Origin of the sequence: Geopseudomonas sagittaria, from assembly GCF_900115715.1 — a bacterium.
In the GTDB taxonomy this organism is placed as follows: Bacteria; Pseudomonadota; Gammaproteobacteria; order Pseudomonadales; family Pseudomonadaceae; genus Geopseudomonas; species Geopseudomonas sagittaria.
This window is the reverse complement of sequence record NZ_FOXM01000016.1, coordinates 87,381-100,616: the sequence shown is the minus strand read 5'-3', so window position 1 is coordinate 100,616 and position 13,236 is coordinate 87,381. Positions and strand designations below refer to the sequence as shown.

Sequence of the window (13,236 nt, the reverse complement as noted above, 5' to 3'; positions counted from 1 at the left end):
TGTGAGGCGTTGAGCTAACCAGTACTAATTGCCCGTGAGGCTTGACCATATAACACCCAAACAATTTGTTGTTTGCGTGTGACAGGCCGAAAGCTTGCAGGAACGCGTGAAATTACCGAAGATACACCGATATCACATACCCAATTAGGGGGAGCGACTAAAAACGATTCCCCAACAAATTGCTTGACGACCATAGAGCGTTGGAACCACCTGATCCCATCCCGAACTCAGCAGTGAAACGACGCATCGCCGATGGTAGTGTGGAGCTTCTCCATGTGAGAGTAGGTCATCGTCAAGCACCTATACAGAAACCCCGATCAGCTAACGCTGGTCGGGGTTTCGGCTTTTCGGCGGGGGGAAGCCTGTACACCATGCAATTGCTGTCATCATAGCGACGTCTTCCTTGGGGCCGCTAAGCGCTCTGTCACCGCATGCTGCGCGAAAATGACTTGCAGCATGGATATCGTTGGTGATGATGGCTTGAACCAACAACCAGAACGCAGGGAGTACCAACTTGGCTGGAAGTAGCTTGCTCGCATTGATTGATGACATTGCCACCATCCTCGACGACGTCTCGGTGATGACCAAGGTGGCGGCCAGAAAGACGGCTGGAGTGCTCGGTGATGACCTCGCCTTGAATGCCCAGCAGGTAACCGGGGTCCCTGCAGACCGGGAGTTGCCGGTGGTGTGGGCGGTCGCCAAGGGTTCATTCCTCAACAAGCTGATCCTGGTCCCTGCCGCTCTGCTGATCAGTGCGCTTGCGCCTTGGGCGATCACGCCTTTGCTGATGCTGGGGGGCGCGTTCCTGTGTTTCGAGGGCTTCGAGAAGCTGGCTCACAAGTTCCTGCACAGCAAGGTGGAAGAGGACGCCGACCATGCCCGGCAGCTAGCGGCATTGAGTGACCCCGCTGTCGACATGGTTGCATTTGAGCAGGACAAGATCAAAGGTGCAGTCCGCACGGACTTCATCCTCTCCGCGGAGATAATCGCCATTACCTTGGGGGCAGTAGCTGCAGCGGCCTTCATGCAGCAGGTGCTTGTGCTGTCGGTCATCGGCATCGTGATGACTGTCGGTGTGTATGGTCTGGTGGCGGGGATAGTGAAGCTGGATGACCTCGGGCTTCATCTCTGTCAGCGCGATTCGCGTCTGGCGAAACGCTTCGGCGGCGTGATCCTCAGCGCCGCGCCTTACCTGATGAGAGGACTCTCGGTCGTGGGCACCGCGGCCATGTTCATGGTCGGTGGCGCCATCCTGACCCACGGCATCCCCATGGTGCATCATGGCATCGAGCAGTTGGCCCGTGCGGGGGACGCAGGATCTGCTATAGGTGTAGCGCTCCAGGCCCTGGTTCCCACGCTGCTCAATGCCGCCTTCGGCATAGTGGTCGGCGGGGTGGTAGTGGCAGGGGTTGCCCTGTTCGGCAAGGTGCGGGGTAAGCTCGGGCTTGCTGAGTAGTCCTCTTTCCGTTGGAGTGGGCAGGGCGGTTCGTGGCTCTACCTCCCCGACCTTTAGTCCCGAGCCTCGAGAAGCCGAGTGTAAACCTGCAGATCTGCGCTGGAAAAACAGCAGAACACCACCGACTCGAGGGTGGGAAATGCCGGCAGGGTTGCCCGCACAGTATCCACGGCTATGACCGCGGCCTGCTCGAAGGGGTAGCCGAAGATGCCGGTACTGATGCTCGGGAAAGCCAGGCTACGTGCGCCCGCTTTGGCGGCGACTTCAAGGGCGCGACGGTAGCAGGAGGCCAGCAACTCCGCCTCCTGCTGCTGCCCACCGTGCCAGACAGGGCCGACCGTGTGGACGACGTAACGGGCGGGTAGGCGATAGCCGGGGGTGAGTTTGGCATCGCCACTATCGCAACTGCCAAGGCGACGGCATGCCTCGATGAGCTCCGCGCCCCCGGCTCGCAATATGGCTCCGGAAACACCGCCGCCGCCAAGCAGTGACGGATTGGCCGCGTTGACGATGGCGTCGACCGTGAGCGTGGTGATGTCGGCCTGGATGGCCTGCAGCTGTGCTGACATGACATGGGCCTGGTAAGTTTGAGGCATGCCTCCCATGTTAGAGGATCGCCAGCGACCTTGCCGGGAGCATCATCGGTCGTGTTGCTCGGTCGCCGCCTGCTCCGCGCGTTGCTGCTGAAGTCGCCACATCTGCGCGTATTGCCCGCCCAGGGCCAGCAACTGCGGGTGGCTGCCGCGCTCGACGATACGCCCATCATTCATCACCAGTATCTGGTCGGCGTTCATTACTGTGGACAGGCGGTGGGCGATCACTAGGGTGGTGCGTCCGAGTTGGATGCGCTCCAGCTCTGCCTGGATGGCGCGCTCCGACTGGGAGTCCAGCGCCGAGGTGGCCTCATCGAAGATCAGGATGCTGGGGTTCTTGAGGATCGCTCGGGCGATGGCCACACGCTGCTTCTCGCCACCGGAGAGCTTCAGGCCGCGCTCGCCGACTGGGGTTTCGTAGCCATCCGGCAAGCTCTGAACGAAGTCGTGGATATGCGCGGCGCGGGCTGCGGCCTCGACGTCTTCGCGACTGGCCGAGGGTTTGCCGTAGAGGATGTTGTAGTAAATGCTGTCGTTGAACAGCACGGTGTCCTGCGGAACGATGGCGATGGCGCTACGCACCGAGGCTTGGGTCAGCTGACGCAGGTCGTGGCCGCCAATTGTGATGCGACCGCCATCGACGTCGTAGAAGCGGTACAGCAGTCGCGCCAAGGTGGATTTGCCGCAGCCGGAGTGACCGACTACCGCTACGGTGCCGCCGGCCGGGATCTCGAAATCCACGTCATGCAGGATTTGCCGACGCGGGTCGTAGCCAAACTGCACCATCTCGAAGCGTACCTGAGGCTGGCTGGTGACCAGTTGCCGAGCGTCTGGAGAGTCCTGCACGTCCTGGCGTTCGTCCAGCAGGCCAAACAGGCGCTCCATGTTGGTCAGCGCCTGCTTAACTTCCCGGTACATCATGCCAAGCAGGAACAGTGGCGCGGAAAGCTGCAGCAGATAAGCATTGACCAGTACCAGATCCCCAACCGTCAGGGTGCCGGCGACTACCCCGTCCGCAGCCAGCCACATCATCGCGGTGACACCGAGGGACACGACTGCCGCCTGACCGAGATTGAGGAGTGCAAGGCTGGTTGTGGCCTTGACCTTGGCATTCTCCAGGCTGCGTAGGTTTTCGTCGTAGCGCGTTGCTTCGTGTTCCTCGTTGTTGAAGTACTTGACCGTCTCGTAGTTGAGTAGCGAGTCCACTGCACGTTCGTTGGCGCGGGTATCAGCCTCCACTGCGGCGCGATAATAGCGGGTACGCCATTCGGTGATGGCAAAGGTCCATATCCCATAGGCCAGCAGGGTGCCGAGGGTGATGGCGGCGAAACGCCAGTCGTAAGCCCACACCAATACCCCGGTGACCAGCAGTACCTCCAGCAGGATCGGAATGATCGAGTAAAGGGTCCAGTCGAGCAGGTCGGCAATCGCACTGCCGCCTCGCTCCACATCGCGAGCGACGCCGCCAGTACGCCGACCGAGGTGGAACTTCAGGCTGAGGCCGTGCAGGTGGCGGAACACTCTGAGGGTAACCTGGCGAGAGGTGCGCGCCATGACCCTGGCGAACACTACCTGGCGCAGCTCGGTGAACAGGGTGACGCCGATGCGCGCAGCGCCGTAGGCCAGTAGCAGGCCGACCGGCAGCATCATAAGGTTGGGCTCTACATTGAGACCGTCGACGATATGCTTGAGGACGATTGGTACCAACAGGTTAAGCAGCTTGGCAGCCAATACCAGGCTCAAGGCCAGAAGGATGCGTCCGAGGTAGGGACGCAGGTAGGGCAGCAGGTCTGCTATCACGGCGAAGTCACTGCGTACCTGTTCGGCATCCTTGGCCGGGGCAGTATCGGCTTGCTCATTGGTATTGCTGGACGTCATGGTCGTCTGATCCTTGTGTGCCTCGCCAGGCAGGACGGCGCGATAGGCCAATACTTAGCTGCCTATGCTGGGCCGGCTGTAGCCGCGATGCAACGGGCAAGCGTGGGCAGCTGAGGCGGGCTTGGTTTGCCGAGCAGGGTGGGGGGCTTGGCTGCGCGGCTGACTCACGAGTGGTCCCGTATTTTGCGGAGGCTCTCACGGATATCGATGCAGGAGCCGGGCAGGATCCCCGTGCAGAATATCGGGCAAGGAGGTCTTGGATATGGATGTGCATGAGATTCGGGCCGGTATGCCCGGCGGCCTGTCATCCGAGTCGTCTTGGGAGGCAGGCTATCGGCGTGGTTTCCACGACGCTCAGGTAGGCGCGGGGGCAACGGACCGTGCGCAGCTTGCCGCGATCGAGAAACTGTTGCAGCGGGTGTTGGCAGAAAAGTCGGAGCTCGGCGCGCGCGTGCAAACGCTGGGGGAGCAGTTGGCGGTGCATGATCGGGCGGTCAGTGCCGACCTCAAGAAAGGGATTGATGATCTGCAGCGACGAGCGACTTGTGCCGAGCTGGAAAGTGAAGCCTTGAGACAGGATCTGGCCGCGCTGGAGGACAAGCTGACTCGGCGCTCGAAGCAGTACGTGGAGCAGAGCTGGCAGTTCAATCGCAGCCGGGTATTCATGGATGCGACCCGTAAGGTATTGGAGGCTTTGCTGCAGGACGGTGCGGCGGAGTCGAGGCGCGTCCGCGAGTTGTTCGCGCAGAAATATACCGAACAGGTACAGCGGGCGCAGCTCAAGGGCTTGGTCAAGGCTGCGCCCGAGGCGAGCCCGGAGTTTGCCGAAGCCATGCCGTCCACGCGCAAATTCATCCTGGACATGCTCAGGGTGCTTCCACACCGCTAAGGCTGTGGCGCTGCCGTCGAACTGTGACAGGATCACCTAATCTACGATGGAACTCGGTTTCCCGGCGATAGTCGAATCGAGTCCTTGGAAGGAGAGTCCAATGTTGAAGCGAGTATTTTCCCGTCGGTTAGCTGCTTTGCTGGCGGCATCCCATCTGCTACTGATGGTTCAGGTTCCGCTAGTCCAGGCTGCGATGATCGCTACTCCGGAGGTGGTGCAGGCGCAGCAACAGCAGGTCGATCGTCAGCAATTGCTGGCCATGCTGGATGACCAGGGCGTGCAGGACAAACTGGTGACCTTGGGGGTCGAGCGCGGGCAGGTCGAGGAGCGCATCCGGGGCCTGACCAATGCCGAGCTGGCTCAGTTCAACCAGCAGCTCAGCGAGGCGCCGGCAGGCGGCATCATCGGGGTTATCGTGCTGTTCCTGGTCATCTTCATCATCACCGACATGCTCTGCGCGACTGATGTCTTCAGCTTCGTCAAATGCATCAATTGATGAGGCGGCAGGTCTTCTGCCTGTTGCTGGCTGGTCTGCTGCTCGGTGGCTGTGCCACGCCGCCGCAATTGTCGCCAAAGGCCGAGCTGCTGCCGGAGCGGGTCGAGCTGAGCGAGGTGCCGTTCTTCCCTCAGGCCGAATACCAATGTGGTCCGGCCGCACTAGCGACCATGCTCAACCAGCGAGGCGTGAGTACCACGCCGGGGCTGCTCAAGAATCGGGTGTTTCTCCCTGGGCGTAACGGCAGCCTGCAGGTCGAGTTGGTGGCGGCCGCGCGCGATCATGATCTGCTGGTCTACCCATTGGCGGCCAATCTGGAGTTTCTGTTGGCCGAGGTGGCGGCGGGTAATCCGGTGCTGGTGCTGCAGAATCTGGCCTTCGACTGGTATCCGCGCTGGCACTTTGCTGTGCTGGTGGGTTATGACCGTAGGAAGCAGCAGCTGATCTTGCGCTCCGGTACCACGCGGCGCTGGGTGACGAACTTTGCCAGTTTCGATGCGACCTGGGCGCGTGGCGGACGCTGGGCGGTTCTTACGCTGCCACCAGGCAGGTTGCCGGCCCAGGCCGAGCTGCGCCCCTGGTTGACGGCCGCCAGCGATCTCGAGCAGACCGGGCATGTCGCTGCGGCGGGGCGCGCCTACGAGGCGGCTGTGCGCCATTGGCCCCGTGAGGGCGTAGCCTGGTTCGCACTGGGCAATGCCCGTTATGCATCGCGGGATTTTGACGGCGCACAGGCGGCGCTCAGGCAGGCCGTTACGGTCGAGCCAACGCTGGCTCCAGGCTGGGCCAATCTGGCTCATGTGCTGGCAGAGCAGGGGTGTGCGATCCCCGCGGGACAGGCTCAGCAATGCGCTCGCGTGCTGGTTCCTGAGGAGTCGAGGTTTCGCGAGGCGTTGCCGACAGCTACTCGGGTGGGGGCGTGCACGGTCCTGCCCGCGTGTCCGCAGTAACGATCAAGGCTGGAGCGTCAGCGGCACCTTTGGGTGCCGTGGCTTCTTGGGGGGGGGGCTGTTCAGACGCCTAGGCGGTCGCGCAACTGGTAATACCAGGCGCCGAGCGCGGTGAGCGGGACACGGAGCAGGCGGCCCCCGGGGAAGGGGTAGTGCGGTAGGTTGGCGAAGGCATCGAAGCGCTCGGCCTGGCCGCGCAGGGCCTCGGCCAGCACCTTGCCGGCGAGATGGGTATAGGTCACGCCATGACCGCTGCAGCCCTGCGAATAGTAGATGTTGTCACCGATGCGCCCGACCTGAGGCAAGCGCGACAGGGTCAGCAGGAAATTGCCGGTCCAGGCGAAGTCGATCTTGACGTTCTGCAGTTGCGGGAAGGTATTGAGCATCTTCGGCCGGATGATGGCTTCGATGTTGGCCGGATCGCGCGCACCGTAGGTCACGCCGCCGCCGTAGATCAGGCGCCGGTCGGCCGAGAGGCGGTAATAGTCGAGCAGGTAGTTGCAGTCCTCGACGCAGTAATCCTGTGGCAGGAGGGTGCGGGCCAATTCTTCGCTCAGCGGTTCAGTGGTGATCACCTGGCTGCCGCAGGGCATCGACTTGGCGGCCAGTTCTGGCAGCAGATTGCCCAGATAGGCGTTGCCGGCCACCACTAGAAACTTCGCGCGTACCCGACCCTGCGGGGTGTGTGCCACTGGACTGGGGCCGCGCTCGATGCGCATGACTGCGGATTGTTCGTGAATCACCCCGCCCAGCGATTCCACCGCCGTCGCCTCGCCGAGGGCCAGGTTGAGTGGGTGGATATGCCCTCCGCTGTGGTCGAGCAGTCCGCCGACGTAGTTGTCGCAGGCAACCACCTGGCGGATCCCCTGCCGATCAAGCAGTTCCAGTTGGGTATGGCCGCAGCGCTCCCACAACCGCTTCTGTGTTTCCAAATGCCCCATCTGCCTGGTGCTGAGCGCGGCGAATACCCCGCCGTTCTTGAGGTCGCACTGGATGTTGTAACGTTCGATCCGTTCGCGAATGATCCGGCCACCCTCGAAGGCCATCTGTCCCATCAGGGCGGCGGCGTGTGCATTGGTACTGCGCTCGACCACATCGATGTCGCGGCTATAACTGTTGACTATCTGCCCGCCGTTGCGACCGGAGGCGCCGAAGCCGACCCGGGCGGCTTCGAGCACGGTGACGCGAAAGCCGTTTTCCAGCAGGAACAGCGCAGTCGACAGCCCGGTGTAGCCGGCGCCGATGATGCACACGTCCGTTTCGCATTCGCCGATCAGGGGTGGGCGTTGCGGTGCCGGGTTGGCGGAAAAGGCATAGTAGGATTGCGGATAGGGGGTGTGCGCCATTTTGCAACCTTCCGTTTTATATCCTTTACGTGTGCTTCGATCCTACTCGGGAATTGCAGGGGCTGCCAGAGGGTGGGGGCGCAGGCAAGATCCCGTCCAGGAAAAAAGATGGTGTTTTTTCAGTGGGTTAGCGAAAAAGTGTTTGACAGGGTTGGGGGTGTTCCCTATCATGTGCCCCACAACGCAGGCACATAGCTCAGTTGGTTAGAGCACCACCTTGACATGGTGGGGGTCGTTGGTTCGAGTCCAATTGTGCCTACCAAATACCAGAAAAGCCGGTCATTTTGACCGGCTTTTCTGCTTTCTGCATCCGGAAAATGGCGCAGCGAGGGTGTTCAGGTGGAGCCAGTGGTTTGGCGGCTGTCGGATTACGAGCTGAAGGGGCTCGAGCAGGGCTCGGGGCCTTCGTTGTTGCTAGTGCATGGTTCGCTGTGCGACTACCGCTTCTGGTCGGCGCAGATTTCGGCGCTGGCTGAGCGCTACCGCGTGCTGGCTGTCAGCCTGCGACATTACTTTCCTGAGCGCTGGGATGGCATGGGGGAGGGGTTCTCCACGGCGCAGCATGTCGCCGATCTGGCGGAGTTGATCGAGCGTCAGGGTGAGTCGGTGCATGTGCTTGGTCATTCCCGGGGTGGCAATGTCGCCCTGCGTCTGGCTGCGCAGCGGCCGGAGCTCGTGCGCTCGCTGCTGCTGGCCGATCCCGGCGGTGACTTCGCGCCTGAGTTGTTCGATGCGGCTGGCCTGCTGGCGCCGGCTGGAGCTGGTGAGCGCAATCAGTTTCGCATGGAGGCCTTGCGCTTGATTGGTGCCGGCCAGGTCGAGGCTGGTCTGCAGTTGTTCATCGATACGGTCAGTGGACCCGGGATCTGGCAGCGCTCTTCGGCGCGCTTTCGGCACATGGCTCTGGATAATGCCTTCACTCTGGTGGGGCAGGTTGATGATCGGCCGGAGTCGGTGACGCCTGCGCTGCTGGCCGAAATCCGCTGTCCGACGCTGTTGCTGGGTGGTGAGCGCAGTCCGCAGCCGTTTCCGGTGGTGCTGCAGATGCTTGAGTATCATCTATCCGGAGCGCGCTGCACGATCCTGCCAGGGGTGTCCCATGGCATGAATGTACAGCGCCCGGCGCTGTTCAATCGGCTGGTTGGTGAGTTTCTGGATGCTCAGTAGCGTAGTTTGCTAGGCGCTTTGCCTTGCGTCCTGTGGTTTTTTCTGAAACGATGTTGCGCTTATTTTTCCAGTGATCTCCGCTTGTGTGCCGGGAAGGCCGTATTCGGTCCTGCCATCGTAAGGCAGTTTTCCCGCCGGGCGCCGTTTACTGGCTCATCCCACCCCACGTGGCCTTTGGTAGGGGTCACCACTGAGAGAGGAGGCGCCATGCCCATCGTTACTCTTCCCGACGGCAGTCAGCGTTCATTCGAGCAACCGGTCAGTGTGGCCGAAGTTGCGCAATCCATCGGTGCCGGTCTGGCCAAGGCCGCGCTGGCCGGCAAGGTCGACGGCCAGCTGGTGGATACCTCGTATGTCATCGAGGGCGACGTCGCGCTGTCGATCATCACTGCGCGGGATGCGGAGGGTGTCGACGTGCTGCGCCACTCCTGTGCCCATCTGATGGCCATGGCAGTGCAGGAGCTGTTCCCCGGTACCCAGGTCACCATCGGCCCGGTGATCAATGATGGCTTCTACTACGACTTCGACTGCGAGCGTCCCTTCACCAGTGAGGATCTCGAGAAGATCGAGGCGAAGATGTACGAGCTGGCCAAGGCTGACTATCAGGTCAGCCGCTCGCTGATGTCGCGCGATGAGGCGGTGGCCTTCTTTGACCGGCTCGGCGAAAAGTACAAAGTCGAGATCATCGAGGCGATTCCTGGTGATCAGCAGTTGTCCTTCTACCGGCAGGGCGATTTCATCGATCTGTGCCGCGGTCCGCACGTGCCGTCCACCGGCAAGCTGCAGGCATTCAAGCTGATGAAGGTGGCTGGCGCCTACTGGCGCGGCGACTCGAAGAACAAGATGCTGCAGCGTATCTACGGTACCTGCTGGGGCAACAAGCAGGACCTCAAGGACCACCTGCACCGCCTGGAAGAGGCGGAGAAGCGCGATCACCGCAAGATCGGCAAGCGCCTGGATCTTTTTCACACCCAGGAAGAAGCGCCCGGTATGGTGTTCTGGCATCCCAACGGCTGGACCCTGTACCAGGTGCTCGAGCAGTACATGCGCCGTATCCAGCGCCAGAACGGCTACCTGGAGATCAAGACGCCGCAGGTGGTCGATCGCGTACTGTGGGAAAAGTCCGGGCACTGGGCTAACTATGGCGACCTGATGTTCACCACCGAGTCGGAAAGCCGCGACTACGCGGTCAAGCCGATGAACTGCCCGTGCCACGTGCAGGTGTTCAATCAGGGCCTGAAAAGCTACCGCGAGCTGCCGCTGCGCTTGGCCGAGTTCGGTGCCTGTCACCGCAACGAGCCGTCCGGCTCGCTGCACGGCATCATGCGCGTGCGCGGCTTCGTGCAGGACGATGCGCACATTTTCTGCACCGAAGGGCAGATGCAGGACGAGGCCGCGGCCTTCATCAAGCTGACCCTGGATGTCTACTCCGACTTCGGCTTCAAGGATATTCAGCTCAAGCTGTCGACCCGTCCGGAAAAGCGCGTCGGCTCCGACGACCTGTGGGACCGCGCCGAGGCTGCGCTGCAGTCCGCGCTGGACAACGCCGGGCTGCCGTGGGATCTGCAGCCGGGCGAAGGTGCCTTCTACGGTCCGAAGATCGAGTTCTCGCTGAAGGATTGCCTGGGGCGAGTCTGGCAGTGCGGTACTCTGCAGCTCGACTTCAATCTGCCGATCCGCCTCGGTGCCGAGTACGTCAGCGAGGACAACAGTCGCAAGCACCCGGTGATGCTGCACCGTGCCGTGCTCGGTTCCTTCGAGCGTTTCATCGGCATCCTCATCGAGCACTACGAGGGTTCCTTCCCGGCCTGGCTGGCGCCGACCCAGGCGGTGGTGCTGAATATCACCGATAAGCAGGGCGAATTTGCCGCCCGAGTGGCGAAAGAGCTCGAAGAAAATGGCTATCGTGCCAAGGCCGACTTGAGAAACGAGAAGATCGGCTTTAAAATCCGCGAGCATACTTTGCTCAAGGTTCCCTACCTGCTGGTGATCGGGGATCGCGAAGTCGAATCGCAAACCGTCGCCGTGCGTACGCGCGATGGTCAGGATCTGGGCTCGATGACCGTCACCGAGTTCCAGGATCTGCTGGTCCAGGCCGTTTCCCGGCGTGGTCGGTAACAGAACGGAGTAATCACTATTAAGCAGCGCGACATGAGACAAGACAGGCGAGTACAGGCCCGTCCGCCGATCAATGAAAACATCACGGCCCGCGAGGTTCGCCTGATCGGCGCTGATGGCCAGCAGGTTGGTGTGGTTTCCATTGCCGAAGCCATCCAGGCCGCTGAAGAGGCCAAGCTCGATCTGGTTGAGATTGTTGCTGATGCGGTTCCGCCGGTATGTCGGATCATGGACTACGGCAAGCACCTGTTCGAGAAGAAGAAGCAGGCTGCCGAGGCGAAGAAGAACCAGAAGCAGTCGCAGGTTAAAGAAGTAAAGTTTCGTCCAGGGACGGAAGAAGGGGATTACCAGGTAAAACTACGCAACCTGGTACGTTTCCTTGTCGACGGGGACAGGGCCAAGGTATCGCTTCGATTCCGTGGTCGTGAGATGGCCCACCAGGAGCTGGGCATGGAGTTGTTGAAGCGGGTCGAAAACGACCTCGCCGAATACGGCTCCGTCGAGCAGCATCCGAAGATGGAAGGACGCCAGCTGATCATGGTCATCGCCCCGAAAAAGAGAAAGTAACCACCAGGGCACTGGCAGGCCTTGCGGTTATGCGTAATCACTGAATGCGGAGTACTAAACATGCCAAAGATGAAAACCAAGAGCGGTGCCAAGAAGCGCTTCAAGCCGACTGCAAACGGCTTCAAGCACAAGCACGCTTTCAAGAGCCACATCCTGACCAAGATGACTACCAAGCGTAAGCGTCAGCTGCGCGGCACCTCGCTGATGCATGCATCCGACGTTGCCAAAGTAGAGCGCATGCTGCGCGTTCGTTAATCTGGTCAAGATAATCAAGAGGTTACAACATGGCTCGTGTTAAGCGTGGCGTCATCGCCCGTCGTCGTCACAAGAAGATTCTGAAACTCGCCAAAGGCTACTACGGTGCACGCTCGCGCGTGTTCCGCGTTGCCAAGCAGGCGGTAATCAAGGCAGGCCAGTACGCCTACCGCGACCGCCGTCAGAAGAAGCGTCAGTTTCGCGCTCTGTGGATCGCCCGTATCAATGCGGGTGCGCGTGTCAACGGTCTGTCCTACAGCCGTCTGATCGCGGGTCTGAAGAAGGCCGCCATCGAGATCGACCGCAAGGTTCTGGCCGATCTGGCAGTGAACGAAAAAGCGGCGTTTGCTGCGATTGTCGAGAAAGCCAAAGCCGTTCTGGCCTAAGCCCCACGACAATCGGACCTTCGGGTCCGGGCAACGTCACCAATAGGGGAAGGGCCTTTGTGCCCTTCCCCTATTTTGTATCTGGAGTTTGTACATGGAAAACCTGGATGCGCTGGTCTCCCAAGCCTTGGAGGCCGTGCGACACACCGAAGATGTGAATGCCCTGGAGCAGCTCCGGGTTCATTATCTTGGCAAGAAGGGCGAGCTGACCCAGCTCATGCAGACCCTGGGCAAGCTCTCGGCCGAGGAGCGCCCGAAGGCGGGCGCCCTGATCAATGCCGCCAAGACCAGCGTTCAGGATGCCCTCAATGCGCGCAAGGCCGACCTCGAGTCCGCCGCGCTGGCAGCCAAGCTGGCGGCCGAGCGCATCGACGTGACCCTGCCGGGCCGCGGTCAGGCCTCCGGTGGCCTGCATCCGGTGACCCGCACCTCCGAGCGCATCGAGCAGTTCTTCACCCGTATCGGCTACAACGTCGCCGAGGGTCCGGAAGTCGAAGACGACCATCACAACTTCGAAGCCCTCAACATCCCCGGCCACCACCCGGCGCGGGCGATGCACGACACCTTTTATTTCAACGCCAACATGTTGCTGCGCACCCACACCTCGCCGGTCCAGGTGCGCACCATGGAGAGCCAGCAGCCGCCGATCCGCATCGTCTGCCCCGGCCGCGTCTATCGCTGCGACTCCGACATCACCCACTCGCCGATGTTCCACCAGGTCGAAGGCCTGCTGGTCGACGAGAACATCAGCTTCGCCGACCTCAAGGGCACCATCGAGGAGTTCCTCCGCGTGTTCTTCGAGAAGCCGCTGGGCGTGCGTTTCCGCCCGTCGTTCTTCCCCTTCACCGAGCCGTCGGCCGAGGTCGACATGGAGTGCGTGATGTGCTCCGGCAAGGGCTGCCGCGTGTGCAAGCAGACCGGCTGGCTGGAAGTGATGGGCTGCGGCATGGTGCACCCGAACGTGCTGCGCATGTCCGGCATCGACCCGGAGAAATACTCCGGCTTCGCCTTCGGCATGGGCGTCGAGCGTCTGGCCATGCTGCGTTACGGCGTCAACGACTTGCGCCTGTTCTTCGACAACGACCTGCGCTTCCTCGCGCAATTCCGCTAGGTCGACCCGTCAACGAGATTTCAG

The 13,236-nt window shown here is 61.4% G+C and carries 13 protein-coding genes, 1 tRNA gene and 1 rRNA gene; 12 read left to right on the top strand and 3 right to left on the bottom strand.

The window, feature by feature from the left end; genetic code table 11:
* The first annotated feature begins 182 nt into the window (after positions 1 to 182).
* Both rrf and BM297_RS17560 read left to right on the top strand, forming a co-directional pair.
* Positions 183 to 298, top strand: a 5S ribosomal RNA gene (gene rrf, locus BM297_RS17565).
* Between the two features lie 216 nt (positions 299 to 514).
* Positions 515 to 1,456 carry a DUF808 domain-containing protein gene (locus BM297_RS17560; protein ID WP_092433857.1) on the top strand — a complete coding sequence of 314 codons (942 nt, stop codon included), beginning with the start codon at positions 515 to 517 and terminating at the stop codon, positions 1,454 to 1,456.
* 53 nt (positions 1,457 to 1,509) lie between these two features.
* On the opposite strand, the gene BM297_RS17555 is transcribed toward BM297_RS17560, so the two are convergent.
* Positions 1,510 to 2,025 carry an O-acetyl-ADP-ribose deacetylase gene (locus BM297_RS17555; protein ID WP_092433873.1) on the bottom strand — a complete coding sequence of 172 codons (516 nt, stop codon included), beginning with the start codon at positions 2,023 to 2,025 and terminating at the stop codon, positions 1,510 to 1,512.
* A 69-nt stretch (positions 2,026 to 2,094) separates the two neighbouring features.
* Positions 2,095 to 3,927 (bottom strand): ABCB family ABC transporter ATP-binding protein/permease, encoded by a 1,833-nt coding sequence (locus BM297_RS17550; protein WP_092433852.1) that lies wholly within the window; start codon positions 3,925 to 3,927, stop codon positions 2,095 to 2,097.
* A 262-nt stretch (positions 3,928 to 4,189) separates the two neighbouring features.
* Here BM297_RS17550 and BM297_RS17545 point away from each other — a divergent pair, with 262 nt between their 5' ends.
* The 3 genes from BM297_RS17545 (at position 4,190) to BM297_RS17535 (ending at position 6,262) form a co-directional block, all read left to right on the top strand.
* Complete coding sequence (locus BM297_RS17545; RefSeq protein WP_092433850.1) at positions 4,190 to 4,816, top strand: hypothetical protein; 627 nt, start codon at positions 4,190 to 4,192, stop codon at positions 4,814 to 4,816.
* 100 nt (positions 4,817 to 4,916) lie between these two features.
* Positions 4,917 to 5,312, top strand: a complete 396-nt coding sequence (locus BM297_RS17540; RefSeq protein WP_092433849.1) for a PA2779 family protein — start codon at positions 4,917 to 4,919, stop codon at positions 5,310 to 5,312.
* Positions 5,300 to 6,262: a PA2778 family cysteine peptidase gene (locus BM297_RS17535; protein ID WP_092433847.1), complete on the top strand. Its 963-nt coding sequence runs from the start codon at positions 5,300 to 5,302 to the stop codon at positions 6,260 to 6,262. Before BM297_RS17540 ends, BM297_RS17535 begins: the two co-directional genes overlap by 13 nt.
* Positions 6,263 to 6,324: 62 nt before the next feature.
* Here the strand turns inward: BM297_RS17535 and BM297_RS17530 are convergent, their stop codons facing one another.
* Positions 6,325 to 7,608, bottom strand: a complete 1,284-nt coding sequence (locus BM297_RS17530) for an NAD(P)/FAD-dependent oxidoreductase (protein WP_092433846.1) — start codon at positions 7,606 to 7,608, stop codon at positions 6,325 to 6,327.
* 185 nt (positions 7,609 to 7,793) lie between these two features.
* Between BM297_RS17530 and BM297_RS17525 the strand changes: the two genes are divergently transcribed.
* From BM297_RS17525 to pheS, 7 genes are all read left to right on the top strand, one after another.
* A tRNA-Val gene (locus BM297_RS17525) sits at positions 7,794 to 7,870 on the top strand.
* A gap of 86 nt (positions 7,871 to 7,956) precedes the next feature.
* A complete protein-coding gene (locus BM297_RS17520) occupies positions 7,957 to 8,775 on the top strand; it encodes an alpha/beta fold hydrolase (RefSeq protein WP_245768291.1) in 819 nt (272 codons plus the stop codon).
* Positions 8,776 to 8,982: 207 nt separating this feature from the next.
* On the top strand, positions 8,983 to 10,893 hold the full coding sequence (gene thrS / locus BM297_RS17515; RefSeq protein WP_092433843.1) for a threonine--tRNA ligase: 1,911 nt from the start codon (positions 8,983 to 8,985) through the stop codon (positions 10,891 to 10,893).
* A gap of 33 nt (positions 10,894 to 10,926) precedes the next feature.
* Positions 10,927 to 11,460, top strand: coding sequence for a translation initiation factor IF-3 (infC, locus tag BM297_RS17510; RefSeq protein WP_090313180.1), 534 nt, complete (start codon positions 10,927 to 10,929; stop codon positions 11,458 to 11,460).
* 60 nt (positions 11,461 to 11,520) lie between these two features.
* Positions 11,521 to 11,715, top strand: a complete 195-nt coding sequence (rpmI, locus tag BM297_RS17505; protein WP_090215844.1) for a 50S ribosomal protein L35 — start codon at positions 11,521 to 11,523, stop codon at positions 11,713 to 11,715.
* A 29-nt stretch (positions 11,716 to 11,744) separates the two neighbouring features.
* Positions 11,745 to 12,101: a 50S ribosomal protein L20 gene (rplT, locus tag BM297_RS17500; RefSeq protein WP_092433839.1), complete on the top strand. Its 357-nt coding sequence runs from the start codon at positions 11,745 to 11,747 to the stop codon at positions 12,099 to 12,101.
* A 94-nt stretch (positions 12,102 to 12,195) separates the two neighbouring features.
* Positions 12,196 to 13,212, top strand: coding sequence for a phenylalanine--tRNA ligase subunit alpha (gene pheS, locus BM297_RS17495; protein WP_092433836.1), 1,017 nt, complete (start codon positions 12,196 to 12,198; stop codon positions 13,210 to 13,212).
* Positions 13,213 to 13,236: the final 24 nt, after the last annotated feature.

Bases quoted from the DNA above. Each gene is read 5' to 3' on its own strand.
- BM297_RS17555 (WP_092433873.1), bottom strand. From the start codon at position 2,025: ATGTCAGCACAGCTGCAGGCCATCCAGGCCGACATCACCACGCTCACG.
- BM297_RS17550 (WP_092433852.1), bottom strand. From the start codon at position 3,927: ATGACGTCCAGCAATACCAATGAGCAAGCCGATACTGCCCCGGCCAAG.
- BM297_RS17530 (WP_092433846.1), bottom strand. From the start codon at position 7,608: ATGGCGCACACCCCCTATCCGCAATCCTACTATGCCTTTTCCGCCAAC.
- BM297_RS17540 (WP_092433849.1), top strand. From the start codon at position 4,917: ATGTTGAAGCGAGTATTTTCCCGTCGGTTAGCTGCTTTGCTGGCGGCA.
- thrS (WP_092433843.1), top strand. From the start codon at position 8,983: ATGCCCATCGTTACTCTTCCCGACGGCAGTCAGCGTTCATTCGAGCAA.
- infC (WP_090313180.1), top strand. From the start codon at position 10,927: ATGAGACAAGACAGGCGAGTACAGGCCCGTCCGCCGATCAATGAAAAC.
- BM297_RS17545 (WP_092433850.1), top strand. From the start codon at position 4,190: ATGGATGTGCATGAGATTCGGGCCGGTATGCCCGGCGGCCTGTCATCC.
- rpmI (WP_090215844.1), top strand. From the start codon at position 11,521: ATGCCAAAGATGAAAACCAAGAGCGGTGCCAAGAAGCGCTTCAAGCCG.
- pheS (WP_092433836.1), top strand. From the start codon at position 12,196: ATGGAAAACCTGGATGCGCTGGTCTCCCAAGCCTTGGAGGCCGTGCGA.
- rplT (WP_092433839.1), top strand. From the start codon at position 11,745: ATGGCTCGTGTTAAGCGTGGCGTCATCGCCCGTCGTCGTCACAAGAAG.
- BM297_RS17535 (WP_092433847.1), top strand. From the start codon at position 5,300: ATGCATCAATTGATGAGGCGGCAGGTCTTCTGCCTGTTGCTGGCTGGT.